Origin of the sequence: Sphingomonas sp. NPDC092440, from assembly GCF_044754985.1 — a bacterium.
In the GTDB taxonomy this organism is placed as follows: domain Bacteria; phylum Pseudomonadota; class Alphaproteobacteria; order Sphingomonadales; family Sphingomonadaceae; genus Sphingomonas.
Window position 1 is genome coordinate 76,334 of record NZ_JBIVQA010000001.1, and the last position, 26,543, is coordinate 102,876.

At 68.5% G+C, this 26,543-nt stretch carries 26 protein-coding genes and 1 tRNA gene; 15 read left to right on the forward strand and 12 right to left on the reverse strand.

Annotation, left to right across the window (positions count from 1 at the left end):
* Positions 1-104: 104 nt before the first annotated feature.
* Entirely contained in the window at positions 105-2,855 is a 2,751-nt protein-coding gene (locus ACIQCS_RS00360; RefSeq protein ID WP_345850361.1) for a [protein-PII] uridylyltransferase, read from the forward strand.
* 16 nt (positions 2,856-2,871) lie between these two features.
* A complete protein-coding gene (locus ACIQCS_RS00365) occupies positions 2,872-3,255 on the forward strand; it encodes a VOC family protein (RefSeq protein ID WP_345850362.1) in 384 nt (127 codons plus the stop codon).
* 268 nt (positions 3,256-3,523) lie between these two features.
* Here the strand turns inward: ACIQCS_RS00365 and ACIQCS_RS00370 are convergent, their stop codons facing one another.
* Entirely contained in the window at positions 3,524-4,387 is an 864-nt protein-coding gene (locus tag ACIQCS_RS00370) for a glycoside hydrolase family 16 protein (protein ID WP_345850363.1), read from the reverse strand.
* On the reverse strand, positions 4,384-4,917 hold the full coding sequence (gene infC / locus ACIQCS_RS00375) for a translation initiation factor IF-3 (RefSeq protein WP_345850364.1): 534 nt from the start codon (positions 4,915-4,917) through the stop codon (positions 4,384-4,386). Before infC ends, ACIQCS_RS00370 begins: the two co-directional genes overlap by 4 nt.
* A 226-nt stretch (positions 4,918-5,143) precedes the next feature.
* Between infC and ACIQCS_RS00380 the strand changes: the two genes are divergently transcribed.
* Positions 5,144-6,643, forward strand: a complete 1,500-nt coding sequence (locus ACIQCS_RS00380; RefSeq protein WP_345850365.1) for a glycosyltransferase family 39 protein — start codon at positions 5,144-5,146, stop codon at positions 6,641-6,643.
* Here ACIQCS_RS00380 and ACIQCS_RS00385 read toward each other — a convergent pair.
* The 5 genes from ACIQCS_RS00385 to ACIQCS_RS00405 all read right to left on the reverse strand — a co-directional run bounded on the left by ACIQCS_RS00385 (position 6,609) and on the right by ACIQCS_RS00405 (position 10,270).
* Positions 6,609-7,058 (reverse strand): acetyltransferase, encoded by a 450-nt coding sequence (locus tag ACIQCS_RS00385; RefSeq protein ID WP_345850366.1) that lies wholly within the window; start codon positions 7,056-7,058, stop codon positions 6,609-6,611. The two genes, ACIQCS_RS00380 and ACIQCS_RS00385, sit on opposite strands and share 35 nt — an antisense overlap.
* Positions 7,058-7,384: a YnfA family protein gene (locus tag ACIQCS_RS00390; RefSeq protein WP_345850368.1), complete on the reverse strand. Its 327-nt coding sequence runs from the start codon at positions 7,382-7,384 to the stop codon at positions 7,058-7,060. The genes ACIQCS_RS00385 and ACIQCS_RS00390 overlap by 1 nt, the downstream gene beginning before the upstream one ends.
* Entirely contained in the window at positions 7,381-7,701 is a 321-nt protein-coding gene (locus tag ACIQCS_RS00395; protein ID WP_345850369.1) for a hypothetical protein, read from the reverse strand. The genes ACIQCS_RS00390 and ACIQCS_RS00395 overlap by 4 nt, the downstream gene beginning before the upstream one ends.
* Complete coding sequence (gene thrS, locus ACIQCS_RS00400; RefSeq protein ID WP_345850370.1) at positions 7,698-9,698, reverse strand: threonine--tRNA ligase; 2,001 nt, start codon at positions 9,696-9,698, stop codon at positions 7,698-7,700. The genes ACIQCS_RS00395 and thrS overlap by 4 nt, the downstream gene beginning before the upstream one ends.
* Positions 9,699-9,784: 86 nt before the next feature.
* A complete protein-coding gene (locus tag ACIQCS_RS00405) occupies positions 9,785-10,270 on the reverse strand; it encodes a hypothetical protein (RefSeq protein WP_345850371.1) in 486 nt (161 codons plus the stop codon).
* 236 nt (positions 10,271-10,506) lie between these two features.
* On the opposite strand from ACIQCS_RS00405, the gene ACIQCS_RS00410 reads away from it, so the two are divergent.
* Together ACIQCS_RS00410 and ACIQCS_RS00415 are read left to right on the forward strand one after the other, a co-directional pair.
* Positions 10,507-10,863: a VOC family protein gene (locus ACIQCS_RS00410; protein ID WP_280279360.1), complete on the forward strand. Its 357-nt coding sequence runs from the start codon at positions 10,507-10,509 to the stop codon at positions 10,861-10,863.
* A complete protein-coding gene (locus tag ACIQCS_RS00415) occupies positions 10,853-12,247 on the forward strand; it encodes a class I SAM-dependent methyltransferase (protein WP_345850372.1) in 1,395 nt (464 codons plus the stop codon). Before ACIQCS_RS00410 ends, ACIQCS_RS00415 begins: the two co-directional genes overlap by 11 nt.
* A gap of 189 nt (positions 12,248-12,436) precedes the next feature.
* Here the strand turns inward: ACIQCS_RS00415 and ACIQCS_RS00420 are convergent, their stop codons facing one another.
* Entirely contained in the window at positions 12,437-13,270 is an 834-nt protein-coding gene (locus ACIQCS_RS00420; protein ID WP_280279358.1) for an LD-carboxypeptidase, read from the reverse strand.
* A gap of 40 nt (positions 13,271-13,310) precedes the next feature.
* On the opposite strand from ACIQCS_RS00420, the gene ACIQCS_RS00425 reads away from it, so the two are divergent.
* The 5 genes from ACIQCS_RS00425 to ACIQCS_RS00445 all read left to right on the forward strand — a co-directional run bounded on the left by ACIQCS_RS00425 (position 13,311) and on the right by ACIQCS_RS00445 (position 16,601).
* Positions 13,311-14,708 (forward strand): glutamate ligase domain-containing protein, encoded by a 1,398-nt coding sequence (locus tag ACIQCS_RS00425; RefSeq protein WP_345850373.1) that lies wholly within the window; start codon positions 13,311-13,313, stop codon positions 14,706-14,708.
* Positions 14,709-14,799: 91 nt separating this feature from the next.
* Complete coding sequence (locus ACIQCS_RS00430) at positions 14,800-14,976, forward strand: hypothetical protein (protein WP_345850374.1); 177 nt, start codon at positions 14,800-14,802, stop codon at positions 14,974-14,976.
* A gap of 97 nt (positions 14,977-15,073) precedes the next feature.
* A complete protein-coding gene (locus tag ACIQCS_RS00435; protein WP_345850375.1) occupies positions 15,074-15,484 on the forward strand; it encodes a hypothetical protein in 411 nt (136 codons plus the stop codon).
* Complete coding sequence (locus tag ACIQCS_RS00440) at positions 15,481-15,684, forward strand: helix-turn-helix transcriptional regulator (RefSeq protein ID WP_280279355.1); 204 nt, start codon at positions 15,481-15,483, stop codon at positions 15,682-15,684. Before ACIQCS_RS00435 ends, ACIQCS_RS00440 begins: the two co-directional genes overlap by 4 nt.
* 5 nt (positions 15,685-15,689) lie before the next feature.
* A complete protein-coding gene (locus ACIQCS_RS00445; RefSeq protein ID WP_345850377.1) occupies positions 15,690-16,601 on the forward strand; it encodes an alpha/beta hydrolase in 912 nt (303 codons plus the stop codon).
* A 128-nt stretch (positions 16,602-16,729) separates the two neighbouring features.
* On the opposite strand, the gene ACIQCS_RS00450 is transcribed toward ACIQCS_RS00445, so the two are convergent.
* Positions 16,730-17,569: a DUF2171 domain-containing protein gene (locus ACIQCS_RS00450; protein WP_345850378.1), complete on the reverse strand. Its 840-nt coding sequence runs from the start codon at positions 17,567-17,569 to the stop codon at positions 16,730-16,732.
* Between the two features lie 208 nt (positions 17,570-17,777).
* Here ACIQCS_RS00450 and ACIQCS_RS00455 point away from each other — a divergent pair.
* The 5 genes from ACIQCS_RS00455 to ACIQCS_RS00475 all read left to right on the forward strand — a co-directional run bounded on the left by ACIQCS_RS00455 (position 17,778) and on the right by ACIQCS_RS00475 (position 24,300).
* Positions 17,778-17,853 (forward strand) — tRNA-Ala (locus ACIQCS_RS00455).
* 248 nt (positions 17,854-18,101) lie between these two features.
* The gene (locus ACIQCS_RS00460) at positions 18,102-21,197 is read left to right on the forward strand and encodes a response regulator (RefSeq protein ID WP_345850379.1); all 3,096 of its coding nucleotides are present in this window, start codon (positions 18,102-18,104) and stop codon (positions 21,195-21,197) included.
* Positions 21,194-22,060, forward strand: a complete 867-nt coding sequence (locus ACIQCS_RS00465; protein ID WP_401529771.1) for a CheR family methyltransferase — start codon at positions 21,194-21,196, stop codon at positions 22,058-22,060. The genes ACIQCS_RS00460 and ACIQCS_RS00465 overlap by 4 nt, the downstream gene beginning before the upstream one ends.
* Positions 22,047-23,867, forward strand: a complete 1,821-nt coding sequence (locus tag ACIQCS_RS00470) for a response regulator (RefSeq protein ID WP_345850381.1) — start codon at positions 22,047-22,049, stop codon at positions 23,865-23,867. Before ACIQCS_RS00465 ends, ACIQCS_RS00470 begins: the two co-directional genes overlap by 14 nt.
* A 97-nt stretch (positions 23,868-23,964) precedes the next feature.
* Complete coding sequence (locus ACIQCS_RS00475; protein WP_345850382.1) at positions 23,965-24,300, forward strand: hypothetical protein; 336 nt, start codon at positions 23,965-23,967, stop codon at positions 24,298-24,300.
* Between the two features lie 137 nt (positions 24,301-24,437).
* Here ACIQCS_RS00475 and ACIQCS_RS00480 read toward each other — a convergent pair whose 3' ends face one another.
* The 3 genes from ACIQCS_RS00480 to ACIQCS_RS00490 are packed head-to-tail and all read right to left on the reverse strand — an operon-like array spanning position 24,438 to position 26,541.
* Positions 24,438-24,776 (reverse strand): DUF3325 family protein, encoded by a 339-nt coding sequence (locus tag ACIQCS_RS00480; RefSeq protein WP_345850383.1) that lies wholly within the window; start codon positions 24,774-24,776, stop codon positions 24,438-24,440.
* Complete coding sequence (locus ACIQCS_RS00485) at positions 24,773-26,242, reverse strand: PepSY-associated TM helix domain-containing protein (protein WP_345850385.1); 1,470 nt, start codon at positions 26,240-26,242, stop codon at positions 24,773-24,775. The genes ACIQCS_RS00480 and ACIQCS_RS00485 overlap by 4 nt, the downstream gene beginning before the upstream one ends.
* Positions 26,239-26,541 (reverse strand): DUF3649 domain-containing protein, encoded by a 303-nt coding sequence (locus tag ACIQCS_RS00490; protein WP_345850386.1) that lies wholly within the window; start codon positions 26,539-26,541, stop codon positions 26,239-26,241. Before ACIQCS_RS00490 ends, ACIQCS_RS00485 begins: the two co-directional genes overlap by 4 nt.
* Between the last annotated feature and the right edge of the window lie 2 nt (positions 26,542-26,543).

Below are 26,543 nucleotides of genomic sequence, written 5' to 3' on the forward strand. Positions count from 1 at the left end.
TCCACCGCCCCTCCACCATGCTGCGCATGGTCCCCCTCCCCGAGACAAGCTCGGGGAGGAACTGAGTGGATGACGCGCGCGCCGCGAGCCTCTATCTCCCCCACATGTCCAGCCGCTTCGACAATGTCCCCAATCGCCGTGCGCTGATCGACCGGCGCGGCGTTGCCGAGCGGCTCCACGCGCTGCAGGCCAGGGACGGGGCGAAGCTGCGCGCGGCGGGGACGAAGGAGCTCAAGGCGGCGCTCGATGCCGGGCGGGCCGAGATCGCCGCCCGCCTTGCCGAGCATCCCTCGCGGGGGCACGAGATCGCGGCGGCGGGCGCCTTCCTGATCGACCAGCTCCTGCGCCTGCTCTGGGATTTCACCACGGAGCGGCTGCACCCCAACCCCAATCCCAGCGCCGCCGAGCGCATGGTGCTGATCGCGGTGGGCGGCTACGGCCGCGGCGAGATGGCGCCGCATTCGGACATCGACATCGGCTTCCTCGCGCCCTGGAAAGTCACCGGCTGGTGCGAGCAGGTGATCGAATCGATGCTCTATTCGCTGTGGGACATGCAGCTGAAGGTGGGGCATTCGTCGCGATCGCTCGACGAGATGGTGCGCCAGTCCAAGGCCGATGTGACGGTGCGCACCGCCCTGCTCGAGGCGCGCTATATATGGGGCGACACCGCGCTCTACGACGAGGCCGCGGCGCGCTTCAAGGCGGAGGTCCAGGCCGATACCGCGCGCACCTTCATCGCCGAGAAGCTCGCCGAGCGCGAGGCGCGGCACAAGCGGATGGGCGACAGCCGCTATGTCGTCGAGCCCAATGTCAAGGAGGGCAAGGGCGGCCTGCGCGACCTGCACACGCTCTTCTGGATCGGGAAATACGCCTATAATGTCCGCGAGCCGGCCGAGCTGGTCGAGAAGGGGCTGCTCACCAAGCTGGAGTTCCGCCAGTTCCGCCGGGCCGAGAATTTCCTATGGGCGGTGCGCTGCCACCTCCACCTGATCACCGGCCGCGCCGAGGACCGGCTGACTTTCGACGTCCAGCGCGAGATCGCCGAGCGGATGCGCTATGCGGACCGGCCCGGCATGTCGAAGGTCGAGCGGTTCATGCGCTTCTACTTCCTCCAGGCGAAGGTGGTGGGTGACCTGACCGGCGTGTTCCTGGCCCATCTGGACGAGAAGTTCGCGGCGCGCGGCAGCCGTTTCGGCTTCCCGACATTGTGGCGCCGCCCCCGCAAGCTCAAGGGCTTCACGCTCGACCGTGGCCGGCTCGCCCTGCCGCGCGACGATTTCTTCCGCGAAGACCCGGTTCGGCTGATCGAGCTGTTCCAGCTCGCCGACCTGCACAATCTGGAGGTCCACCCGCTGGCGATGCGCGCCGCCGCGCGCGACGCCAAGCTGGTCGACGATGTTCGCGACGATCCCCGCGCCAACGCCCTGTTCCTCGACGTGCTGACTTCGCCGCGCAACCCGGAGACGGTGCTGCGCTGGATGAACGAGGCGGGCGTGTTCGGCCGTTTCGTGCCCGATTTCGGCCGGGTCGTCGCGCAGATGCAGTTCGACATGTACCATCACTACACGGTGGACGAGCATTCGATCCGGGCGATCGGGCTGCTCAACCAGATCGAGAAGGGCGAGCTCAAGGACGACCATCCGCTCGGGACCAGCATCTTCAAGCAGATCGCCCAGCGCCGCGCGCTCTATGTCGCGGTGCTGCTGCACGACATCGCCAAGGGGCGCGGCGGCGACCATTCGATCCTGGGCGCCGAAGTCGCCGGGCGGTTCTGCCCGCGCCTGGGGATGAGCCCGGCCGAGACCGAGACGGTGGCATGGCTGGTGCGCTGGCACCTGATCATGTCCGCCACCGCCTTCAAGCGTGACCTGAGCGACTTCAAGACGATCCTCGACTTTGCCGGCCATGTGCAGAGCCCCGAGCGGCTGCGCATGCTGCTGCTGCTCACCATCGTCGACATTCGCGCGGTGGGCCCCGGCGTGTGGAACGGCTGGAAGCGCCAGCTGCTCGCCGATCTCTACGACGCCACCGAGGAGGTGCTCCGTCTCGGTCACAAGCAACGCGGGCGGACCGAGCGGATCGCCGCCAAGCAGGAGGAGCTGGCTCAGCTGCTCCGCTGGGACGAGCCGCGAATGGCCGCATTCCGGAAGCGGATGACCGAGAGCTACTGGATCGCCGAGCCGGCGGACGTGCTCGAGCGCAACGCCCGCCAGATCGACGCGGCGGGCGACGCCCAGCTCTCGGTCGAGGCGCAGGTCTATCCCGAGCGCGGCGCGACGCTGGTGACGGTCTATGCCGCCGACCATCCCGGCCTGTTCTATCGCATCGCCGGCGCGATCCATGTCGCGGGCGGCAACATCATCGACGCGCGCATCCACACCACGCGGGACGGCATGGCGCTCGACAATTTCCTGATCCAGGACCCGCTGGGGCGCCCCTTCGACGAAGAGGCGCGGCTCAACCGGATCAAGGCGACGATCGCCGACGCGCTGGCCAACCGCGCCAAGCTCCAGGATCGGCTCAAGGCCAAGCCGCTGGTCCGGCCGCGCGCGGAGGCCTTCGCGATCGAGCCGAACGTGCTGATCGACAACAATGCCTCGAACCGCTTCACCGTGGTCGAGATCAATGCGCGCGACCGGCCGGCCCTGTTGTTTCACCTTGCCTATGCGCTGTTCCAGTCGAAGGTGACGATCCATTCGGCGCATGTCGCCACTTATGGCGAGCGCGCGGTCGATACCTTCTATCTGACCGACCTGATCGGCGATAAGATCGAGAGTGGCGGCCGGTTGAAGACGATCGAGCGCCGCCTGCTCGAGGCTGCCGCGGGCGATGGAACGGTGGCCGAGGCCGCCTGAGGGAAGGAGATCGACGATGCCGGTGATCGGACTGGGGGGCTTCTTCTTCCGGGCGCGGGATCCCGAGGGGCTCAAGGCCTGGTATGGCGAGGTGCTGAACGTGGGCGGCGGCTTCGGGGGCGACCAGAGCGGCCAGACCAGCCCGTGGTTCTGGCATCCGGAGCCCGGCCCGGTGGTGTTCGAGCCGTTCAAGGCGACGACCGACTATTTCGCGTCGGACAAGAGCTGCATGCTCAACTTCCGCGTGCGCGATCTCGACAGCCTGCTCGAGCAGCTCAACGCGCGCGGGATCGAGATCATCACCAAGGACGAATGGGACACGCCGGAAACCGGCCGCTTCGCCCGCATCCACGACCCCGAGGGCAATCCGATCGAGCTGTGGGAACCGCCCGTGGCCTGAGCTTCGGCCGGGTTGGCGATTTCCAGATTCGTCATCCCGGCGACCCGGACCTGATTCCGGGGGCGGGATCTCAGGCGATGGCGGCGGCGACTGGAGCTTCCGCCAGCGCCTTCTCCCGGGCAGCCGCTAGGTTGAGGACTCATGTTCCTCCTTCGTCACCCCGGCCTTGCGCCGGGGTCCCGCTGCCTTGCTGACGGAAGAAGAAGAAGGATCCCGGCGCAAGGCCGGGATGACGGTAGAAAATCAGATACTGGTTTGGGTTCTCAACCTAGTCCCGCCGCTTCTGCCACACCCGCACATGATCCACTTCCATGCGCGACGGGAACGCATCCGCGTCGATCCCCTTGTCGCCGCCCCAGCCGCCGACCGCGACGTTGAGGATCAGATATTGCGGGCCGGCAAAGGGCCAGGTGTCGGGATTGCCCTTGCGGTCGTTGTCGAAGCGCAGAAACGCGCGGCCGTCGACGCCGATCAGCATGCGGTCCTGGTTCCAGTCGAGCTGGTAATCGTGGAAGGCGGTGCAGGCGTCCGGCACCATCGCCTGGGCGGTCTTCTGCGTCTTGGCGACGTGGTTGTATGCCTTGGTGTGGATCGAGCCATGGACGCGGCCGGGATCCCAGCCGACATGCTCCATGATGTCGATCTCGCCCAGGCCCGGCCAGCCGGCCTTCTCGTCGCTGCCGAGCATCCAGATCGCCGGCCACAGCCCCTTGCCGCAGGCGAGCTTCGCCCGGACCTCGATGAAGCCATTGGTCCAGTCGGCGAGGCCGCGGGTCTGGATCTTGCCCGAGCTATAGTCCTGGCCGCCATAATCGGTGCGGCCGCTCAGCCGTTCCCTGCGCGCTTCGATGACGAGCTTGCCGTGCTCGAGGCGGACATTCTCCCGGCGGTTCGCGGCGTAATATTGCAGCTCGTTGTTCCACCAGCCTGCCTTGTTGCGGCTGGTGTCATAGGCCCATTTGCGGGGGTCGAGGCGCTTGCCATCGAACTCGTCGGACCAGACCCGCGCATAGCCCGCCGGCACCGCCATCGGCTCGTCGGCATGGGCAGTGGCGAGCGGGGCCTGGATCGTCTGGGCGGAAGCGGCGCCCGGCAGCAGCAGTGCCGCCGCCAGAGCGCCGTATCGCGTCACTTGGGCGCCAGCACCATCAGCATCTGGCGGCCTTCCATGCGCGGATAGGATTCGACCTTGGCATCCTCGGCGCAATCCTCCTGGACCCGCTTGAGCAGGTTCATGCCGAGCTGGCCGTGCGAAAGCTCGCGGCCGCGGAAGCGCAGAGTGATCTTCACCTTGTCGCCTTCGCCGATGAACTTGTGGACCGCCTTCATCTTCGTATCATAATCATGATCGTCGATGTTCGGACGCATCTTGATCTCCTTGATCTCCTGCGTCTTCTGGCTCTTCCGGGCGAGGTTCGCCTTTTTCTGCGCCTCGTACTTGAACTTGCCGACATCGAGGAACTTGGCGACGGGCGGGTCCGCATTGGGGGACACCTCGACCAGGTCGAGCCCGAGTTCCTGGGCCTGTTCCATCGCCTCGCGCGTGTACATCACGCCGAGATTCTCGCCCTCATGGTCGATCACGCGGACCTTGGGCGATTGAATGAATTCGTTAAACCGCGGACCGTTCATCGGCGGTGCCACCATCGAGCGGCGATTCATGGGCGGACGTATACGACTTGCTCCTGTTGTTGCGGACTCAGGGTTTGGGCGGCTCAATAACGCAGGATGCGGCGCTCCGGTAGCCCGATGCCTGCATTTCCGCCGAAATTCCGCGCACTGTGGCCCGGTAACCGCAGATATCGGGTGTAAAGCCGCCGCCCGCAAGCCCGGTTTTAGCGATGACTTAGGACCGGCCGGGCCATGAAGACGGCCGAAAGGGCAGAACATGGCGCGCATCGCCGCGATCGATTCGAGCGGAACCGGGTGGCGCATGCCCGCCTGGGCGCCGCCGCTCGTGCTGCTGCTCGGGGTCGTGCTGTTGTTTCCACGCTTCTATGTCGGCGGGGGCGGCGACGACTGGTATTATCTCGAAGCGGCGCAGTGCGCGGCCCGACACGGCGTCTGTCTTCCCGACACGCATTGGGCGGCGCGATTTCCGCTGGTGGCGCCGATGGGCGCCGTGCTGGCCTTGTTCGGCGAGCGGCCCTGGACGGTGGGGCTGGTGCCGCTGCTCTACACCATGGCGGGGCTGCTGTTGTTCGTCGGCAATGTCGAGCGCCGCTTCGGCGCCGCGGCGGCGACACTGGCGGGCTCGGCGCTGGCACTGACGCCGCTGTTCCCGCTCAACGCGCTCCAGCCGCTGGTCGACCAGCCGGAGTTCGCCTGGACCATGGCCTGCCTGCTCGCGATCCAGATCGCGCTCGAGCGGAACGAAGCGCGCTGGGCGGCGGTGGCGGGCGCGATGCTGGCGCTGGCCGTGATGACGCGGATGAGCAGCCTGGCGCTGCTGCCGCTGCTCGGCCTGGGCTGGCTGATGCTGGCGCCGGACCGGCGGCGGCTCGCGTTGCCCTTCGCTGCTGCGGCCGCGGCGCTGCTCGGCAGCGAGGCACTTGGCTATGCGATGGCGACCGGCGACCCGCTATATGGCTGGAAACTGTCGCTCCACCATGGCCGCATCCCCACCACCGAACTGGCGGCGGGCGTGGACACCAGCCGCAGCCCGCTGCTCAACCTCGACTTCATCCGCAACTGGCGGCGCAGCATGGGCATCCATGTCCATTGGACGGTGGACCCGCTGCTCAACCTGCTCGCCGATCCGCTATGCGGGCTGACGCTGTGCGGCGCGCTGGCGCTCGCGGTGGCGCGGGCCGGGGTCTGGCGGCACGACCGGTGGCTGCGCCTGATCGCGGCCGCGGCGCTGCTCCATTTCGTGCTGCTCACCTATGGGCTGGCGGTCGATCCCAAGCCGCGCATGTTTCCCTTCGCCTATGCGGCGGCGGCGGCGACGCTGGGCGTGCTCGGGGCGCGGGCCTGGCGCGACGGCGGCCGGCTGATCGTCGCGGCGCTCTTCGCCCTGCTCGCCGGCCGCGCGCTGCTGATGGCCTATGACCAACCCGACCTCGCATCGGCGCGGGTTGCCGCCTCGGCCTGGATCGCGGCGGCACCGCCGGGAAGCCTCGCCACCGACGAATGGACGCGGCGGACCTTCGCGCTGGTCCCCGGCGCCGGCGCCCTGCCGCTGGCGGAGGAGGCGCCGCGCCGCGATCGGCTCACGCTCGGCAAGGTGCCGTGCACGGGCGGGCAGGTGCTGCGTGAGGCGAACTTCGAGTGGCACGAACCGGCGCCGCTCGCCTGGCTGCGCGCGCGGGGCCTGCTGCTCGGGGCGCAGGTCCCCGTGCGCCTGTGCCTGGTCAGGCCGGCGCCCCGGCATGGCGCAGATGGATGATCGGATAGGGCCGGCCATGCGGATCGCTCTCCGAACGGCCGATCACTTCGAAACCCCGGGCGAGATAGAAGGGCAGGGCATTGTCCGCCTGCTCGTTGGCATCGACCAGCGCGTCCGGCGAGAGCGCGAGCGCATGATCGACCAGCGCGGTGCCGAAACCGCGGCCATGGGCGGCGGGATCGACGAACAGCGCGTCGATCATCGCGCCGTCCATGGCGAGGAAGCCCTGCACCCTGCCGGTATCGTCCTCGACCAGCCAGAGCGGGGCGACGGGCAGGAACTGCTCGGCGACGATCGTGTCGATCTCGGCGCGATGCTCGGGCGAGAGGAAGCCGTGCGTCGCGTCCACCGCGGCGCGCCAGATCGCCAGCGCGCGCGGCACGTCCGCTGCGGTGCCGAGGCGGATATGGGCCATCAGCGGCGCCCCCACAGGATGACCATGCAGCCGAGCACCGCCAGCGCCGCGCCGGCCAGGTCCCAGCGGGTGGGCGGCACCCGCTCGACCAGCACCAGCCAGCCGAGCGAGGCCAGGATGTAGATCCCGCCATAGGCGGCATAGGCGCGCCCGGCCGCGTCCGCGCTGCTCAGGGTGAGCAGCCAGGCGAACAGGGCGAGCGAGGCGCCGCCGGGGATGAGCCACCAGGCCGGCTTGTCCAGCCGCAGCACGCCCCAGAAGGCGAAGCAGCCCGCTATCTCCGCCAGTGCGGCGGCCGCGTAGATCGCGAGCGTGGCCGGGTTCATCCGGCGACCAGCCTTTCGATCGACACGAGCAGGATCATGCCGAGAAGCGGGCTGACGGCTGCCAATGCCAGCCCCTGGACCGGCCGGGCCGCATGAAGCCTCGCCGTGGCCGCGAGCGACACGATCACGAGCGCGGGATAGAGCCAGAACTCGCGCTGCTTCGCGGCGTCGCATGCCTGCATCGCGGCACCGCCGTCGCGCGGCAGGCATTCGCCGAGCGCCAGGAAGCCGAACAGGATGAACGCAGCCGCCAGTGCACCGGTGACGGCCGCGGCGAACAGGACCCAATTGGCTCGCCGGGTGCCGGCCGGGTTCATCCGAGGTCGGGCGGAGTCGCCTCGGCCACCAGCTTCGCCACCACTTCGTCCAGGCTCAGCATCTGCTGGCCCTGGCTGCCCAGCACGCGCAGCGCCACCGTGCCTTCCTCGGCCTCGCGCTTGCCGACCACCAGCAGGTTCGGGACCTTGGCGACCGAATGCTCGCGCACCTTGTAGTTGATCTTCTCGTTGCGCAGGTCGCTCACGACGCGGATGCCGGCCGCCTGGAGCTTCCGGGTCACGTCGTGTGCATAGTCGTCGGCGTCCGAGACGATCGTCGCCACCACTGCCTGGGTGGGGGCCAGCCAGGGCGGCAGCTTGCCGGCGAAATGCTCGATCAGGATGCCGATGAAACGCTCGTACGAACCGAAGATCGCGCGGTGGAGCATCACCGGGCGGTGGCGCTCGCCATCCTCGCCGACATAGGACGCGTCGAGGCGCTCGGGCAGGACCCGGTCCGACTGGATCGTGCCGACCTGCCAGGTGCGGCCGATCGCGTCGGTCAGGTGCCATTCGAGCTTCGGCGCATAGAAGGCGCCTTCGCCGGGCAGCTCTTCCCAGCCATATTCCTCGGTCGCCAGGCCAGCGCGCACCACGGCGTCGCGCAGCTCCGCCTCGGCCTTGTCCCACATCTCCTCGGTGCCGAAGCGCTTGTCCGGGCGCAGCGCGAGCTTGATCGAGTATTTGAAGCCGAAGTCGCGATAGATGCGGTCGGCGAGGCGGCAGAATGCCTGCACCTCCTCGACGATCTGGTCCTCGCGGCAGAAGATGTGCGCGTCGTCCTGGGTGAACTGGCGGACGCGCATCAGCCCGTGCAGCGCGCCATGCGGCTCGTTGCGGTGGCAGCAGCCGTTTTCGTAGAGCCGGATCGGCAGCTCGCGATACGATTTGATGCCCTGGCGGAAGATCAGCACGTGCGCCGGGCAGTTCATCGGCTTGAGCGCCATCCAGTCGGCGGCATCGGAGACGATCGGGCCCTCGTCGTCGACGTTCGGCACCTCGTCCGGGATGACGAACATGTTCTCGCGATACTTGCCCCAATGGCCGGACTGCTCCCATTGGCGCGCGTCCATCACCTGCGGCGTCTTCACTTCGTTATAGCCGGCACCGTCGATCGCCCGGCGCATATAGGCTTCGAGCGCCCGCCAGATGGTGAAGCCGTGCGGGTGCCAGAATACCGAGCCATGCGCTTCCTGCTGGAGGTGGAACAGGTCCATCTCCTGGCCGAGCTTGCGATGGTCGCGCTTGGCGGCTTCCTCCAGGCGCATCATGTGCTCGTCGAGCTGCTTCTTGTTGAGCCAGCCCGTGCCGTAGATGCGCGAGAGCATCGCGTTCTTCTGGTCGCCGCGCCAATAGGCACCCGAGACGCGCGTCAGCTTGAACGCATTGGGATCGACCTTGCCGGTGGAGGCGAGGTGCGGGCCGCGGCACATGTCGAGCCAGGCGTCCTCGTCCTTGCCGGCCCGGTACACCGTCAGTTCCTCGCCTTCGGGCAGCTCCTGTGCCCATTCGGCCTTGAAAGTCTCGCCCTGCTTCGTCCAGCGGTCGATGAGCTGCTGGCGTGACCAGACCTCGCGGATCAGCGGCGCGTCGGCGGCGATGATCCTGCGCATCTCGGCCTCGATCGCGGGCAGGTCCTCCTCGGTGAAGGGGCGATCCTTGGGCGCGAAGTCGTAATAGAAGCCGTCGTCGGTCGCCGGGCCGAAGGTGATCTGCGTGCCGGGGAACAGGTTCTGCACCGCCTCGGCAAGGATATGCGCATAATCGTGGCGGGCGAGCTCGAGCGCGTCCTTCTCGTCCTTCGCCGTGACGAGCGCCAGCTGGGCGTCGCCCTCGAACGGGCGGCCGATGTCGCGCAGCTCGCCATCGACGCGCGCGGCGAGCGCCGCCTTGGCCAGGCCCGGGCCGATCGCGGCGGCGATGTCCGCCGGGGTAGTCCCCGGGGCTACCTCGCGGACGGAACCGTCGGGCAGCGTTATGCGGAACATCTCGGACATGATGGGCTTTCACTTGCAGGGTTGAAATCGAGGCGGGCGGCTTATGCCCGCCCGGGCATGATATAGGCAAGGTCGGATCGAGCTGCTCAGCTGCCGTGCAACAAGGCGAGGTCCTCGGGCGACAGGCCCTCGCCGCCAGGCGCAAGGCCGGCCTCTACATGATCGCGCAGGCTCCGGGCATCCGACAGGGCGTTATGGGGTGCGGCGCTGGCATGCGCGGTGTCGAACCCCGGCAGGTCGAGCAACAGGCAGCGGAAGCGTAGCGGATCGTTGCGCTTGCCATGATTGCGCACCAGCAGCCTGCAGAAATGCGCGATATCCTCGGGCCAGTCCGCGATGAAGCTGTGCGGGCCGGGATCCTTGCGCAGGAATTTCTGCAGCTTCTTCACCACCGTGGCACGGTCGATCGGCTGCCGCTCCAGGACGGGCATCACATTTGCCTTCACCCAAGGCACGATCAATTCGTGCGCGTGCAGCACTTCGTAGAATTCCGCGCCGTCGGCGCGCACCAGGGCAATGCTGAGCAATTGCCCGCCATTGCCGTTGAATTCGCTGTCCAGATAATATCGCATCGTCGTCCCTCGGGCGCCCCGTGACTGGCCGAACGAGGGAGGAAGGCGCGACCTCACCCGTCCGGGTGAGGTGCTCGACAAGCGTTAGCGGAAGATGCGCGCGCCGAACCCTTCCCGGTAAACCGGGACGGTAGTAGTCGTGGCAAAGGCACGCTTACGCTGCATATGGATGGCTATAGGGCAAGGACGGCGTTCGCGCTAGATGGGGCTCCGCGCCCTTGCCGGGAAATAGTCAGATGTCCGAAGACCACCGCGTCGCCACCATTCTGCCCTGCAACGACCTTGGCGCGAGCCTGGCCTTTTACGAACGGCTCGGCTTCCGGCTCGTGAGCGACTATGGTGACTACAAGATCCTCGAGGACGGCAGGGGCTGGCATCTGCATCTCAACAAGGCAGTGCTCGGCTGGCTGGTGCCCGGGCACAATCCGTTCGGCATCTATCTCTACACCGACGATGTCGACGGGGTGGCGGAGCGCGTGCGCGAGCTGATCATCGAGAAGGAAGGGCCGAGCCTCAAGCCCTGGGGCTGCTATGAGTTCGCAGTGAGCGACCCGGACGGGACGCTGGTGCGGGTGGGCCGCATTGCATCCTGAAGCCGCGCAACTGCTGGGCATGGCGGCGGAGGCGGCGCGGCAGGGCCAATATGGCCAGGCCTTGCCGATGCTGAGCCGTGCGCTCGCGCTGGACATCGAAGGCGTGGCGCCGGCCTATGCCGATCTCCTCGCCCGGCTGTCGCTCACCGGCTGGCCGCCGCAGCTCGAAGCGGACCTGGCAACCTGCCTGTGCGCCGGCTCGGTCGATCCGCAAATGCTGGCGCGGACGGCGGCACGCATGCTGCTGGTCAAATATCCCGAGCCGGTGGTGGCGGAGGACCCGTTGTGGGCCGCGTTCCTGACCCGCTGCATCAATGTCGATCCGGCGATGGAGGCGCGGCTGGCCTGGCTCGCCGGGCAGGTGCTGCCGGACGGGTTGCGCGCGGCCTTGGCGATACAGGCCTTTGCGAGCGAATATGCCTGGGGCGGGGAAGCGCTGGGCGTTCCTCCCGCCGCCGTCGCCGAGATCGCCGAGGAGCGGACACTGGCCGAAGCGATGCCGTCGCTCGGCGTTCCCGGAGACGCGATCTCGCGGGCGGTGCGCGCCCAGTATGAAGCCAATCCCTATCCCCGCTGGCGCGTGCCGCCGGCGCGGCCGCATGCCGCGGTGGCCGGGCATCTCGCCGCGCTGGGTGCCCCGCAGGCCGAGCCGCTCGCCGTGCTGGTCGCGGGTTGCGGCACCGGGTTCGAGCCGATCGACCTGGCGCGGATGGACCCGTCGCTGTCGATCACCGCGCTCGACCTGAGTGCCGCGAGCCTGGCCCATGGCCAGCGCATGGCCGGCGTGCTGGGCGTGGAGAATGTGCGCTTCGTCCGGGGCGACATCCTCGACATGGCCGGGCTCGGCGAGCGTTTCGCCATGGTGAGCTGCACCGGAGTGCTCCACCACATGGAGCGGCCCGAGCAGGGGCTGGCCGCGCTTGCGGATGCGCTCGTGCCGGGCGGCGTGTTGCGCGTCGCGCTCTACAGCGAGCGGGCGCGGGCCCGGGTGGCCGAGGCGCGCCGCGCGATCGCCGAGCATGGCTGGGACGCGAGCGCGGCGGGAATCCGGGCCTTTCGCGCGCATGTGCTTTCCCTGCCGCACGAGCGGCCGCTGGCGCGCCTGCGCGAGAGCGACGATTTCTACACGCTGAGCGGTTGCCGCGACTTGTGTTTCCATGTCCGCGAGCATCGCTATCGCCTGCCCGCGATCGGGGCGATGCTCGCGGCGGCGGGCTTCGAGCTGCTGCTGCTCGACGCTCCGCCCGAGGCGCAGACGCGCTTCGCCGCGCGTTTCGGAACGGCGGCGGACCGGCATGACCTGATGCTGTGGGACCGGCTGGAGGCGGATTTCCCGCATCTCTTCGCGGGCATGTTCCATCTATGGGCGCGCAAGCGGGGCTAGGTTGGGGGACTCATATTCTTGCTTCGTCACCCGGTCTTGAGCCGGGCGCGCGCTATCTCGACGGCGCAAGAAGCAGCGGGATCCCGGCGCAAGGCGGGGATGACGGGAAGGCGGGGAAGAGCGGGAAAGCGGGGAGGGCAGAGTGAGTAGCGGGGGGATGACCGTGCTCGCCGATTGCGCCGCAGCCCCCTACACCAGTCCGAACGGCACGACCCGGTTCAGCTCGACATGGCCGATCTCGGCGCGGCCGAGATAGGGGACGCCCATTTCCCCGCACCAGCGCAGGATCATCTCGTCGATCGTCTCGCCGAAGCTGTAATTGCCGTCGGCCTCGCCATTGTCCTTGACTGCGGTGACCGCGCCCAGCCGCACGCCGGCGATGCCCTTGAGCTGGGTGGCGTGCGCCATCTGGAACAGCATCCGGTCGATCCGGTAGAGCGGCTCGTCGACTTCCTCGATATAGAGCACGTGATCGGTAAGGTCGGGCAGATATTTGGTGCCGATCAGCGCGGCCAGGATGGCGAGATTGAACGCGGCGGCGGGGCGCCCGTCGGCAAGGCCCGGCTCGAAGCCGCGCCGGTCGCCGTCGATCAGCCAGCCGAGCACCCAGCCGGCGCCCTCGCCGGTATCGTTCATGCCCAGGCTGGAGGCCATTGCGCCATGCGCCACCCGGCCGATCCGCCGGGCATAGAGCGCGCCGAGCAGGAACCCCATGTCCGAGAAGCCGACATAGGTCTTGTGGTGCGCCGCTGGTCCGAGCTTCGGCATCACCGCTTCGAGAATGCGGTTGGAGCCATAACCGCCGCGCGCGAACCAGATCGCGTCGAACGCCGGATCATTGGCGAATTCGAGAAAGGCGGCGGCGCGCTGCGCGTCGGTGCCGGCGAAATGGCCGGCCTGCAGATAGCATTGCGGATGGAACACGATCTCGTGCCCCGGATAGGTCAGCGCCATGAACGCGGCCATGCGCAGCGATCCCTCGCGGCTGACCGGTCTTGCTGGTGCGACGACTCCGATGCGCATGCCTTGCCCCTTCGCTTCGAATTGCCGATAGCGCGAGGCCATGGAGCATCGCAAACCTTACTTCTTCGTGGGCATTGGCGGGTCGGGCATGATGCCCCTGGCGATGATCCTGGCCGGACAGGGCGCCAGGGTGGCGGGGTCGGACCGCAGCCTCGACCAGGCACGGCTGCCCGCGAAGTTCGATTTCCTGGCGCGCAGCGGCATCGCCCTGTTCCCGCAGGACGGCAGCGGGATCGGCTCGGCCGAGCAGATCGTCGTCGCCTCCGCCGCGATCGAGGAGACCGTGCCCGATGCGCGCCGCGCCGCCGAACTGGGCAATGCGCGGATGACGCGGGCGGAGCTCAACGCCCGGCTGTTCAACGCCGCGCCGCTCTCGATCGGCGTGGCGGGCACCAGCGGCAAGTCCACCGTCACCGGCATGATCGGCTGGATCCTCCATGCGCTGGGCCGTGATCCCACGGTGATGAACGGCGCGGTGATGAAGAACTTCGTCACGCCCGACGCGCCCTTCGCCAGCGCGCTGGTCGGCGGGGGCGGGGCCTATGTGAGCGAGGTCGACGAGAGCGACGGTTCGATCGCGCTCTATCGGCCGGGCGTGGCGGTGCTCAACAATGTCAGCCTGGATCACTTGCCGATGGACAAGCTGATCGAGCTGTTCGGCGCGTTCATCGCGCGGGCGGGCAAGGCGGTGATCAACCTCGACAATGGCGAGGGCGCGCTGCTGGCGGCGACGATGCCGCGCGCGCGGCTGCTCACCTTCGCGATCGGCGCGCCGGCGGATCTGGTCGCGATCAACCTGCGCGAGCAGCGCTACGGCATCACCTTCGAGCTGGCGCGCGAGGGCGAGGCGTCGATCCCGGTGACGCTGCAGGTGCCCGGCCGGCACAATGTCTCCAACGCGCTGGCGGCGATCGGCGCGGCGTCGGCGGCGGGGATCGCCGTGGCGGAGGCGGCCCAGGCGATCCAGGGCTTTCAGGGCCTCAAGCGGCGCTTCGAGCTGGTCGGCGAGGCGGGCGGGATCGCCGTGATCGACGATTTCGGGCACAATCCCGACAAGATCGCCGCGACACTGGACACGCTGCACGCCTTTGAGGGCAGGCTGCTCCTGCTGTTCCAGCCGCACGGCTATGGCCCGCTCAAGGTGATGCGCGCCGAACTCGTCGCGATGTTCGCCGAGAAGCTGGGCGGCGAGGACCTGCTGGTGCTGCCCGACCCGGTCTACCAGGGCGGCACCACCAGCCGCGAGGTGACCAGCGCCGACATCGTCGCCGATGTCGCGGCGACCGGGCGCCACGCGCTCCACATTCCCGATCGCGCGGCCGCGGCGGCGCATCTCGTCGCCGCGGCGCGCGCCGGCGATCGCATCGTGGTGATGGGCGCGCGCGACGACACGCTCAGCCATCTCGCCGCGGAGATGCTGGCGCGGCTCGGGGATTAAAAACCGGTAATATTTTCGCAGACTTGCGCAAAAACATGGACTTTTTGCGTAGAAATGCCACCATTCCCGTGAGATTCCGGGGAGGCGGCACATGCGCTTGCTGCAGCCAATCTATTGCCTTGTCGGCAAACATCACCGCAGCCGTAGCCGTGCATGGAATGACGGCACCGCCTTCCGTTCCTGGTGCGAGGGGTGCGGCAGGCCGATGATCCGCGAGTTCGAGGGCTGGCACCTCGATGTCGAAACGTCGACTGGAAAGCACGATTAGCATCTAGTCCTGCAGGCTTTCCCATATGGAAAGCATGGTTGACATTACGCGACTCGCTGGGTAAAGCTACCTTTACAAACTGCAAAGGAAGCCAATCATGGCCGGCAATCGGGCGCAGCGGCGCTACACGAAATCGGTGATCCTGCTGATGATGAGCTATGTGCTGATCCTGATCGGCGTGGTCATGCATGCGCGGAACAGCCCGCTGCACGGGCCGCTGGGCTATGTCGCCGGCGTGCTGCCCGCGCTGCCGGTGATCGGCGTGTTCTTCGTCCTCGGGCGCTATCTCGTCGAGGAGCAGGACGAATATCTGCGCGTGCAGGTGACGCGCCAGGCGCTGGTCGCCACCGGTTTCGCGTTGAGCATCGCGACGGCCTGGGGCTTTCTCGAGAATTTCGGACTCGTGCCGCACGTCTATGCCTATTATGCGGCGATCCTGTGGTTCGCCGGGCTGGGCGTGGGCCGTTGCTTCAACAAGCTCGCGGCGATGCGCGGAGGCGGCGAATGATCAATCGCCTCCGCGTGCTGCGGGCCGAGCGCGCCTGGAGCCAGCAGGACCTGGCCGAGCGGCTCGAGGTCTCGCGCCAGAGCGTCAATGCGATCGAGACCGGCCGCTACGACCCCTCGCTCCCGCTCGCCTTCAAGATCGCCGACGTGTTCGGCTTGACCATCGAAGAGATCTTCACCAACCCCAACCGCAAGGATTGACCGTCATGATCAAGCGCATCGCCTTCGCCCTGCTTGCCACTGCCAGCATCCCCGCCATTCTCCATGTCCCCGCGGCGCATGCCGCGACTGCGCCGGCAGCGGCCGAGCTGATCCAGATGGACCATCTCTCGGTGCAGGTGATCGGCAAGGGCAGCCCGGTGATCCTGATCCCCGGCCTGTCGAGCCCGCGCGCGGTGTGGGACGGCGTGGCGCCCGAGCTGGCGAAGACGCACACCGTGTATCTCGTCCAGGTCAACGGCTTCGGCGGCGACGCGCCGGGCGCCAATCTGGGCGAGGGACTGCTCCCCGCCATGGTCGCCGAGCTGCACAAGTTGGTCGCGGAGCGCAGGATCGCGGGGGCCGCGGTGGTGGGCCATTCGATGGGCGGGCTGCTGACGCTGATGCTGGCCAAGGCGCATCCCGGCGATGTCGGCAAGGCGCTGATCGTCGACGCGATGCCGTTCGTCGGCTCGGCCTTCTTCCCGGGCTCGACGGTCGAATCGGTCAAGCCCCAGGCCGAGGCGATGCGTGCCCAGATGGCCGGCCTCCATGGCAAGCCGCTGCCCGACGCGGTGGGCCAGGCGATCGCGCGGCAGAACGCGGCCAAGCCCGAATCGCAGGCGCAGGTCGCGGCCTGGGTGGCCAAGGCGGACATGCGGGTTTCCGCCCAGACCATGTTCGAGGATCTCCAGACCGATCTGCGCCCCGGCTTGAAGGACATCGCCACGCCGATCACCGTGCTGGTGCCCTGGCTGGCGGCGCGCGGCGGCGAGGCGCCGATGCTCGATCTCTACAAGCGTGAATATGCCGGCGCGCCCAAGGTGAGCGTGAAGGGCGTGGCCGATAGCGGGCATTTCATCATGCTCGACCAGCCCGAGGCATTCCGCACGGCACTGGCGGCGTTCCTGGCCGGCTGAGCCGGGGATCGGCCTGGCCGGCTGAGCCGGGGGGGGGGGGCGGCCTGGCCGGCTGAGCCGGCGCCGGAGAAAGAAGGGCCCGGGAGGTTTTCCCGGGCCCAGTTCTGCTCACTTTCCCAATCTGGGGATCAATAGGTGCCGGAGAAGCTCCGGTTGAGGTTCCGGTCGCGATGCCAGTCCTGGTCGTCGCGTTCGCCGAACAGCGCGCCCGCGCGTTCCTCGTCCCGCCAGGCCGCATGCGCTTCGTCGGCGGTCTTGCGCAGCGTCACCTTGTCGTCGACCGAGTGGATCCAGCGCGACGGGATCGAATGATGATGGCCGCCGGCCTCGCTGTCGTTCCGGGTGAGGACGATGCGATCGCCGCGCACCTTGTCGACCTTGCCGACATGGCTGCCGTCCGAGCCGACCACTTCCATATGCTCGGCGACCCGGCGCAGGCCGTCGCGCTGGCCCTGGCGATCGGTGCGCCAGTTGTTGAACTCGTTCTCGAAGCGCTGGGCGTTCTCGCGGCGATATTCGTCATAGTCGCTGTCGAGTTCGGCGATGCGCTGGCGGCGCCAGCCGCCATAGTGATCGTCGGGGCCGTAGGACCAGCGCGCCTGGCGGGCATCGTAGCGCAGGTCCGCCTCGCGGCGGCGCTCGGCCTCCTGGTCGCCGAACCAGGAGCGGACCTCGTCGCCAGCGCGATCGAAGAAGCCGCGGTCCGGATCCTGGCCGCGATAGGCACGGGGCTCGTCCCAGCCGCGCTGGTCGCGGGCGCCGCGATCCCAGCCGCCGCGATATTCGTTGCCATATCCGCCGGGGCCGCCGGGGCCATAGCCGCGATGACCGCGCGTTCGGCCGAGCTCGCCGGCCGCGGCATATTCGCGGGCGCTCGAATAATGTTCGCCGCCGGCGCGGCGGGCGCCGCTCACCTGATATTGGTCTTCGGGGCCGAAATAGCGGGGATCGGAGTAACGGTCGCTCATGGGAATCTTCTCCACTGCCGGTCTTCGGGGGCTTGGCCGGCGTGGATTCAGCGGGCGAGCGCCGGCAATGGTTCCGGAAAAAGCCCCGCTTTTCAGTGCAGTTCGCCGCGCCGGCGAAGCGTTTTGCCGCGCTTGTTTCAAGCCGGTTGCATTGGGGAAAAAGCGCCGCTAATGGAGCGCCTCCCGGGGCCACCCGGGGACAGGCGGCGGGGCTGTAGCTCAGATGGGAGAGCGCTGCAATCGCACTGCAGAGGTCAGGGGTTCGATTCCCCTCAGCTCCACCAGCCGCCCCTGGTTCCAGCATGATAGAGCGCAGCCGGCTTGGCGTCCCGCCAAGTCGGGCCTCGTGCGTCCCACCCATCGCCGTCCCGATTCGGATCGTTGTCCGTAAATTGCGCATTTCGCGGAACCGAATCCGCGTGCAGAACGTTGCGCCGGGCGGTGTCGTTCGGCGCCGATCTTGGTTGCGATCCCCGGATACCGTTGGAATAAGGCGGTAATTTCTCGGGCTTGCCTTAGAGAACGGGGTTTGATGATCCACCGGTTCGGCGCGAAATACGAAATGCTGCTCTATGGCGTGCTCGCGGCTCTCCTCGTGGTGCCGTTCCTCGCCGATCTCCAGCTGCCGCTCGGCACCTCGGTATGGGTGATCTACCTGCTGCCGATCGTCTTCGCCTATCTGGCGCCGCGCCCGATGGTGCCGGCCGCGGTCGCGCTGGTCGCGACGGTGCTGACGATCACCGGCTTCATGCTGGCCCGCAGCGGCGTCGACCCCAGCATCGCGCGAGTCAATCGCACCTTGGGCGTGCTCACCGCCTGGACATTGGGCATCGTCGGCGTGCTGTTCGTCCGCAACCGGCTGGCCGTTCGCCGCGAGGAATGGCTTCAGGCCGGGCAGGTCGGCCTGGGCCAGGCGATCGCCGGCGACCTCGCGATCGAGCAGCTCGGTGCGAACGCGCTGCGCTTCCTCGCCGAATATCTGGGCGCGACCGCGGGGGCGATCTTCATCCGCAACGGCGACGGCTTCCTGCGCCGGGCGAGCTACGGCGTGCCGGCCGGCGCCGCGGTGCCCGAGCGCGTGACGCCGGGCGACGGGCTGCTCGGCCAGGCGATCGCCGACGGGCGAGGCTTCGCGCTGGCGCCCGTGCCCGATGGCTATCTCTATTTCGGCTCGGCGCTCGGCCAGGCCAAGCCGGGGCAACTGCTGATCGCGCCCGCCCGGATCGACGGCCAGGTCAATACGGTGGTGGAGCTCGGCTTCGCCGGCGGCGCGATGCCGGCGGCGGCGCAGGACCTGCTCGCGCGGATCGCGGAGCAGCTCGGCATCGCGGTGCGCTCCGCCAAATATCGCGCGCAGCTCCAGGAACTGCTCGAGGAGACCCAGGCGCAGGCGGAGGAGCTGCAGGCGCAGGGCGAGGAACTGCGATCGAGCAACGAGGAACTGGAGGCGCAGGCCCGCGCGCTCCAGGAATCACAGGCGCGGCTGGAAGTGCAGCAGGCCGAGCTGGAGGAAAGCAACGCTCAGCTCGAGGAGCAGACCCAGGCGCTGGAGGCGCAGCGCGACGACCTGGCGCGCGCGCAATCCTCGCTCGCCGGCCAGGCGCGCGAACTGGAGCAGGCGAGCCGCTACAAGTCCGAATTCCTCGCCAATATGAGCCACGAGCTGCGCACGCCGCTCAACTCGCTGCTGATCATGGCCCGGCTGCTCGCCGAGAACCGCGCGGGCAACATGACCGGCGAGCAGATCCGGCACGCGGAGACGATCGAGACGTCGGGCAACGATCTGCTCGCGCTGATCAACGACGTGCTCGACATCTCGAAGATCGAAGCGGGCAAGCTGGAGCTGCAGCCGCGCCGCATCCGGATCTCGCCGATGCTCGAGAAGCTCCGCCAGGGCTTCGCGCCGGCGGCGGAGGCCAAGGGGCTGGCGCTGCGCTGCGAGGCGCTGCCCGACACGCCCGGCGATATCGAGACCGATCCGCAGCGGCTGGAGCAGGTGCTCCGCAACTTCCTCTCCAATGCAGTGAAGTTCACCGGCAAGGGCGAAGTGACGCTGAGCGTCGGCCGGGCGGCGGACGGGCGGCTGAGCTTCGCGGTGCGCGACACCGGCGTGGGGATCGCGCCCGACCAGCAGAAGATCATCTTCGAGGCCTTCCGCCAGGCGGACGGCACGATCAGCCGGAAATATGGCGGCACGGGCCTGGGCCTCTCCATCTCGCGCGAGCTGGCGCGGCTGCTGGGCGGCGAGATCCGGCTGGAGAGCGGCGCCGGCAAGGGCAGCATCTTCACGCTGCTGCTGCCCGAGGCCTATGATCCGGGACTGGTCGAGGCGGCGCGCCCGGCCGAGGCGCCTTTGCTCGCCGCAGCCGCCCCGGCGGCCGCGCCCAGGCGTGCCCCGCGCGCCGCCGAACTGGCCGATGATCGCGAGAAGCTCAGCGGGGACAGCCGGGTGCTGCTCGTCGTCGAGGACGATCCCGCCTTCGCGCGCATCCTGTACGAGCTGGCGCACGAGCTGGGGTTCGACTGCCTGATCGCGGGCACCGCCGACGAGGGCGCGCTGATGGCGCGGCAATATCTGCCCAATGCGGTGATCCTCGACATCGGGCTGCCCGACCATACCGGCCTGTCGGTGCTCGACCGGATCAAGCGCGATCCGCGCACGCGGCACATCCCGGTGCACATCGTCTCGGCCGACGACAACAGCCAGGTGGCGCTCGCCGGCGGCGCGATCGGCTATATGCTCAAGCCCGTGCCGCGCGATCAGCTGGTCGGCGTGCTCGAGGGGCTGGAAGCGCATATGACGCGCCGCCTGCGCCGGGTGCTGGTGGTGGAGGACGATGCGCAGCAGGCCGAGAGCGTGCGGCTGCTGCTGGCCTCGCGCGATGTCGAGACCGTCGACGCGCATAGCGCCGCGGCGGCACTGGAGCGGCTCGGCAACGAGACGTTCGACTGCATGGTGCTCGACCTCAACCTGCCCGACATGCCGGGGCTCGACCTGCTCGAGCAGCTCAGCCTGGACGAGAGCGTCGGCTTCCCGCCGGTGATCGTCTATACCGGGCGCGACCTTTCGGCCGACGAGGAGCTGCGGCTGCGGCGCTATTCCAAGTCGATCATCGTCAAGGGCGCGAAGTCGCCCGAGCGGCTGCTCGACGAAGTGACGCTGTTCCTGCACCAGGTGGTGTCGGACCTGCCCGAGCAGCAGCAGGCGATCCTCAGCCAGGCGCTGAAGCGCGACGCCGCGCTGGACGGGCGGCACATCCTCGTCGTCGAGGACGATATCCGCAACGTCTATGCGCTCACTTCGATCTTCGAGCCGCATGGCGCGAAGGTGCAGATCGCGCGCAACGGGATCGAGGCGCTGGCGGCGCTCGACGCGGCGCAAGGCGGGGGCGCCCCGGTCGAGCTGGTGCTGATGGACGTGATGATGCCCGAGATGGACGGGATCGCCGCCACCCGCGAGATTCGCGGGCGGCCGGAATGGCGCGGGCTGCCGGTGATCGCGCTCACCGCCAAGGCGATGGCGCGCGACCAGCAGGACTGCATCGCGGCGGGTGCGAACGACTATCTCGCCAAGCCGCTCGACGTCGACAAGCTGCTCAGCCTCGTCCGGGTGTGGATGCCGCGATGAGCGACGCCGCGGATCCGGTGGACGCGCTGGAGCTCGAGCTGCTGCTCGAGGCGATCTGGCGGCGCTACCATCATGATTTTCGCGGCTATTCGCGCGGCTCGCTGCGGCGGCGGCTGGAGCGGGCGCAGTCGCGCTTCGGCTGCGACACCCTGTCGCAGCTGCAGGGCCGGCTGCTGCGCGAGCCGGCGCTGTTCGCCGAGCTGATGGGCTATCTCACCATCCAGGTGAGCGAGATGTTCCGCGACCCCGCCTATTTCCGCGCGCTCCGCGAGCAGGTGGTGCCGCATCTGCGCACTTTCCCGTCGCTCAAGGTGTGGATCGCCGGCTGCGCCAATGGCGAGGAATTCTACTCGCTCGCCATCCTGTTCCGCGAGGAGGGGCTGGAGGAGCGGACGATCTTCTATTGCACCGACATCAGCCCCGCCGCGCTGGAGCGGGCGGAGGCGGGCGTCTATGCGCTCGACCGCATCGCGCTGTTCACCGAGAACCACCGCGCATCGGGCGGCAGGGGATCGCTCTCCGACCATTATACCGCGGGCTATGGCCGGGCGGTGTTCGACAAGAGCCTGCGCGCCCGGGCGGTGTTCGCCGAGCATAATCTCGCGACCGATCAGGTCTTTGCCGAGGCGCATCTCGTGTCGAGCCGCAACGTGCTGATCTATTTCGATCGGGCGCTGCAGGATCGTGCGCTCGGCCTGTTCGGGCAGAGCCTGGTGCGCGGCGGCTTCCTGGGGCTGGGCGCGAAGGAGAATCTGCGCTTCTCCACCCATGCCGACGCCTTTGCCGACTTCGTGTCGCAGGAGAAGATATACCGGCGCAACATCCTGCCGATAGCTGTGGAGGTCGACCATGCCGCAGCCTGAAGCCGTGAAGATCCTCGTCGTCGACGATGTCGAGAAGAACCTGATCGCGATGGACGCGCTGCTCCGCGGCGACGGGGTGGAAGTCCTGAAGGCGCCCTCCGGCCCGGCGGCGCTCGAGCTGCTGCTCCGGCACGAAGTCGCGCTTGCCCTGCTCGACGTGCAGATGCCGGGGATGGACGGCTATGAGCTCGCCGAGCTGATGCGCGGGACGGAGCGGACGCGCCGGATCCCGATCATCTTCGTGACGGCGGTGGCGACCGACGAGCGGCGGCGGTTCCGGGGATATGAGGCGGGCGCGGTCGACTATCTGTTCAAGCCGGTCGACCCGCAGATCGTGCGCAACAAGGTGGACATCTTCGTCGAGCTGGCGCGCCAGCGGCTCGAGATCGCCCGCCAGCGCGACCAGCTGGCCGCGGCGCTCGGCCGGATCCAGGCGCATAGCGACAACAGCCCGCTCGCCATCGTCGAGTTCGATGCCGATCTCCGGGTGATCGGCTGGTCGAACGGTGCCGAGCGGCTGTTCGGCTGGAGCGCGGGCGAAGTGCTGGGCCGGCGCGCCGCGAAGCTCGACTGGCTCGATCCCGCCAATGGCGCGGCGGTCGAGCTGGTACTGGGGCAAATGGTCGAGGGGCACGAGCTGCGCCGCGTCGAGACGCTGCGCGCCAACGACAAGGGCGGGACCCTGCTCGACTGCGAATGCTATTGCTCGGCGCTGTTCGAAGGTGACCGGCTGGTCTCGGTCAGCGTCCAGATCCTCGACGTGACCGAGCGCAAGCGCGCCGAGGCGACGCAGCGGCTGCTGATCGGCGAGCTCAACCACCGGGTGAAGAACACGCTCGCCTCGGTCCAGGCGATCGCGACGCAGACATTGCGCCATTCGGCCGGCCCTTCCGATTTCGCGCCGACCTTCATCGGCCGCATCCATGCGCTGGCCCGCGCCCATTCGCTGCTCAGCGCCACCACCTGGCAAGGCGCCAGGCTGCGCGAGCTGATCGAGGGGCAGCTCCAGCTGGGCACGATCGACCCCCAGCGCCTGAGCTTCGCCGGGCCCGAGATCGAGCTGTCGCCCGAGCCGGCGCTGCACCTCGCCCTGGTGCTCCACGAGCTCGGCACCAATGCCAACAAATATGGCGGGCTCTCGAACGAGGCCGGGCGGGTGCGGCTGGAATGGCGGCTGCGGGGAACGATGCTTGAGCTCGAATGGGCCGAGAGCGGCGGCCCGGCGGTGGCGGCGCCGAGCCGGCGCGGCTTCGGCACGGCCCTGATCGAACGCAGCCTCAAGGCGGAGGGCGGATCGGCGGTGGCCAGCTTCGCGCCGGAAGGGCTGCGCTGGATCCTGACTCTCCCGCATGCCGGCGGTGCGGCCGAGCTGCCGGCGGATCGCCCGGTTCGCGAGGAAGGTGGCTGGGCCAGGGGCGCGGCCGCGGCGGCGGCATCGATCGTCGGCAAGCGCTTCGCGATCATCGAGGACGAGCCGCTGGTCGCGCTCGAGCTCGGCGCGATCCTCGCCGATGCCGGAGTCGAGGTAATCGGCCCGGCGGCGACCGCCGAGCATGCCCGGGCGATCATCGCCGACGGGCGGATCGACGGGGCGCTGCTCGACGGGAATCTGCAGGGCGCCAGCGTCGAGGCGATCGCGGCCGCGCTCGATGCTGGGGGCGTGCCCTTCGCCTTTGTCAGCGGCTATGGCCGCGACCATCTGCCCGAAGGGTTCGCCGAGGTGCCGGCGATCGGCAAGCCGTTCGATCCCGTCGAGATCGTCGAGATCGCCGGAGCGCTGCTGCGCGGCAAGGCCGTGCTCGCCTAGGTGGTGCTCTTAGCGCGGAGCCACGGGCGCAGTGAGGTGCGCTGGAACATGGCGAGGAAGTTGGCGGCGGCAGGCCGAATGGCTAAGCTCGGTACCGATGTCTGATTTTGCTGCCCTTCAATCTGCGCTGGAACGCGCATGGTCCATCGAAACGTCGAGTAAATGGCTATCCGACAACCCGGCGCGCGGACAGTGCAGTGTGACGGCACTTGTAGTTCAGGGCATGCTGGGTGGCGAAATTGTGAAAACTGAAGTCGATGGGGCGTGGCACTTTTACAATATCATCGATGGCGAGCGCTACGATTTCTCCGCGAGTCAATTTCCTCAGGCGGTATTTTACGCTGATCTGCCTTCCGATCGGGATGAAGCATTTTCCGATACATCTAATGAGCAATATCTAATTTTACGCGATCGGTTGTCGCGAGGATGCTAGGATCTCCGACATGGCCGCAAACCTTGGCGGATCTGAAGCGTCTCCATCGCAAAACGGCTTCCTGAAATCTGGCATTTCACGAACGATTCCTGCAGCCAGCGGGGGACCGCTTGCCACCCATCTCGACCATTTCCGGTTCATGGGTTCACGGCCCAGGTGAAGGGCGCGAGCAGCACCATCAGCATCGCGACGGGCACCATGGCGCGCGGCACGGCCGGGCGATAGGTTAGCCCCAGCAGGATGATCGCGCTGACAAAGGGGATCAGCCCTAACCACAGCACCAGCGCGCGGCCGCCATCGCCCGCGAGGCAGGCGACCAGGAAGGAGAGCGCGACCAGCGTCCAGCCATGGCGGGCCGGATGTCGGAGCGCGGCGTGCTTCGCCCGCGGCCCGAGCAGGGGATCGGCGTGGCGCGACATGCCGGCGGCGAGCGCGAACATGCCGAGATAGAGCAGGCCGGCGACCGCCATCGTCATGCCGTGCGCCGCCTGCGCTCCGGGCGCTGCTTCGGGCCGCCCAGCTGTTTCGCGGCGAGCAGGGCAAGCGCGGCGGCGACGGCGAGCAGCACTGCCGACATGACGCTCATCGCAAGGCCGATGAGCGCCGCGAGCGCGCAGGCGAGCGCCGTCGCGCCGATGAGCAGCGGCCAGGCCCAGCGCGGCGGCAGCGCGACGCCGATCGCCAGCGCGGCGGCGGCGGTCCACAGCGCCGCCGAGATTTCCAGCTCGGCGCGGCCGGCAAGGCCGAGCGGCAACAGGCGATTGGCGAGGAGATAGGTGGCGCAGCCCAGCGGCACCCCGGCCAGCACGCCGGCGTTCAATCGCTCGAGCACGCGATTGCCGAGCGAGAGCGGCGCCCGCTCGCGGCGCTTGACGATCCACAGGACCAGGCCCGTCGCGATCGCCAGGGTGAGCATCGCGCCACCCAGGAAATAGAGCCAGCGAGTCGCGATCGAGGCGAAGCGGGCCATGTGGAGGCCGTAGACGACATTATAGGTCTGGACCGCGCCGCGATTCTCCCGCCAGGCGCGGAGCGGCCTGCCAGTGGCGCCGTCGAAGCTGATCTCGGCCGGCGTGAAGCCGAGCTGGTCGGCATCCGAGCGGAATATGGTGACCACTGCGGCCTTGTCGCCCGGGTTGATCACATAGACGCGGCCGATCGTGCCGCCGAGCCGGCGCTGCGCCTCATGCAGCATCGGGGCGATCGGGGCCAGCGGCGCGGGCGCGTTCGCCCTTGGCCGTTCCGCCACGCCGGGCGCAAGATCATGGTACACCGCCGCCAGATCCTTGCCATAGGTGGCGGACATGGCCCAGGGCATGTTGAGCGAGGCGAGCGTGACCAGCCCGGTGAAGGTGATCATCAGATGGAAGGGCGTGGCCAGCACGCCCAGCGCATTGTGCCCGTCGAGCCAGGAGCGCTGCCCCTTGGCCGGGCGGAAGGTGAAATAGTCCTTGAAGATGCGGCGATGCGCGATGATCCCGGTGATCAGCGCGACCAGCATGGCCATCGCCGCGATCGAGGCGAGCAGCCGCCCCCAGGGATAGGGCAGCTCCAGCTCGAAATGGAGGCGATAGAAGAACTCGCCGCCCAGCGTCTCGCGCGGGGCCGGGGCGCCGCTCGCCGGATCGAGCGCGCGATAGACGAAGTTGCCGTCGCTGTCATAGGCGGCCTCGACCGTGTTGGTCCGGGCGCTCGGGGCGGTGAGGTACCAGCCGGTCGAGCCGTTGGTGTTCCGCGCCAGCCAGTCGGTCGCCGCCTGCACGGCGTCGGCAGGGTCGGCGATGGCGCGAGTCTCCGGGCGCATCCACTGGCCGATCTCCGGCTTGAACACGCTGAGCGTGCCGGCGAGGCACATGACGAACAATACCCAGCCGAGCAGCAGCCCGGTCCAGCCGTGCAGCCACGCCATGACCTGGCGTGCGCCATCGCGGACGGCGCTCATGCCGGTGCGCCCGCGAGCCAGCCGATCGCGGCGAAGAGCGCGGCAAGCAGGATCACTCCCGCCCAGGCGCGCCAGGGGCCACGGGCGAGGAACGCCCAGAGGGTGACTGCCGGCCCGACGAGGAAAGCGAGCAGCGTTGCCGGCATGATCGCCTCAACCTTCGGCATCGGCAGCATGCGCGCCAGCGCCGCGGCGAACAGGGCGGCGACTGCATAGGCGCCGACCGTTCCCGCCGCAGCGCGCGCCGCGACATTGGCGCGGTAGCGCCACCCGGCGCGTTGTCGTGCTGCCCCCGCCATGC

Bases quoted from the DNA above. Each gene is read 5' to 3' on its own strand.
- ACIQCS_RS00360 (WP_345850361.1), top strand. From the start codon at position 105: ATGTCCAGCCGCTTCGACAATGTCCCCAATCGCCGTGCGCTGATCGAC.
- ACIQCS_RS00365 (WP_345850362.1), top strand. From the start codon at position 2,872: ATGCCGGTGATCGGACTGGGGGGCTTCTTCTTCCGGGCGCGGGATCCC.
- infC (WP_345850364.1), bottom strand. From the start codon at position 4,917: ATGAATCGCCGCTCGATGGTGGCACCGCCGATGAACGGTCCGCGGTTT.
- ACIQCS_RS00380 (WP_345850365.1), top strand. From the start codon at position 5,144: ATGGCGCGCATCGCCGCGATCGATTCGAGCGGAACCGGGTGGCGCATG.
- ACIQCS_RS00385 (WP_345850366.1), bottom strand. From the start codon at position 7,058: ATGGCCCATATCCGCCTCGGCACCGCAGCGGACGTGCCGCGCGCGCTG.
- ACIQCS_RS00390 (WP_345850368.1), bottom strand. From the start codon at position 7,384: ATGAACCCGGCCACGCTCGCGATCTACGCGGCCGCCGCACTGGCGGAG.
- ACIQCS_RS00395 (WP_345850369.1), bottom strand. From the start codon at position 7,701: ATGAACCCGGCCGGCACCCGGCGAGCCAATTGGGTCCTGTTCGCCGCG.
- thrS (WP_345850370.1), bottom strand. From the start codon at position 9,698: ATGTCCGAGATGTTCCGCATAACGCTGCCCGACGGTTCCGTCCGCGAG.
- ACIQCS_RS00405 (WP_345850371.1), bottom strand. From the start codon at position 10,270: ATGCGATATTATCTGGACAGCGAATTCAACGGCAATGGCGGGCAATTG.
- ACIQCS_RS00410 (WP_280279360.1), top strand. From the start codon at position 10,507: ATGTCCGAAGACCACCGCGTCGCCACCATTCTGCCCTGCAACGACCTT.
- ACIQCS_RS00420 (WP_280279358.1), bottom strand. From the start codon at position 13,270: ATGCGCATCGGAGTCGTCGCACCAGCAAGACCGGTCAGCCGCGAGGGA.
- ACIQCS_RS00425 (WP_345850373.1), top strand. From the start codon at position 13,311: ATGGAGCATCGCAAACCTTACTTCTTCGTGGGCATTGGCGGGTCGGGC.
- ACIQCS_RS00430 (WP_345850374.1), top strand. From the start codon at position 14,800: ATGCGCTTGCTGCAGCCAATCTATTGCCTTGTCGGCAAACATCACCGC.
- ACIQCS_RS00435 (WP_345850375.1), top strand. From the start codon at position 15,074: ATGGCCGGCAATCGGGCGCAGCGGCGCTACACGAAATCGGTGATCCTG.
- ACIQCS_RS00440 (WP_280279355.1), top strand. From the start codon at position 15,481: ATGATCAATCGCCTCCGCGTGCTGCGGGCCGAGCGCGCCTGGAGCCAG.
- ACIQCS_RS00445 (WP_345850377.1), top strand. From the start codon at position 15,690: ATGATCAAGCGCATCGCCTTCGCCCTGCTTGCCACTGCCAGCATCCCC.
- ACIQCS_RS00450 (WP_345850378.1), bottom strand. From the start codon at position 17,569: ATGAGCGACCGTTACTCCGATCCCCGCTATTTCGGCCCCGAAGACCAA.
- ACIQCS_RS00460 (WP_345850379.1), top strand. From the start codon at position 18,102: ATGATCCACCGGTTCGGCGCGAAATACGAAATGCTGCTCTATGGCGTG.
- ACIQCS_RS00465 (WP_401529771.1), top strand. From the start codon at position 21,194: ATGAGCGACGCCGCGGATCCGGTGGACGCGCTGGAGCTCGAGCTGCTG.
- ACIQCS_RS00470 (WP_345850381.1), top strand. From the start codon at position 22,047: ATGCCGCAGCCTGAAGCCGTGAAGATCCTCGTCGTCGACGATGTCGAG.
- ACIQCS_RS00475 (WP_345850382.1), top strand. From the start codon at position 23,965: ATGTCTGATTTTGCTGCCCTTCAATCTGCGCTGGAACGCGCATGGTCC.
- ACIQCS_RS00480 (WP_345850383.1), bottom strand. From the start codon at position 24,776: ATGACGATGGCGGTCGCCGGCCTGCTCTATCTCGGCATGTTCGCGCTC.
- ACIQCS_RS00485 (WP_345850385.1), bottom strand. From the start codon at position 26,242: ATGAGCGCCGTCCGCGATGGCGCACGCCAGGTCATGGCGTGGCTGCAC.
- ACIQCS_RS00490 (WP_345850386.1), bottom strand. From the start codon at position 26,541: ATGGCGGGGGCAGCACGACAACGCGCCGGGTGGCGCTACCGCGCCAAT.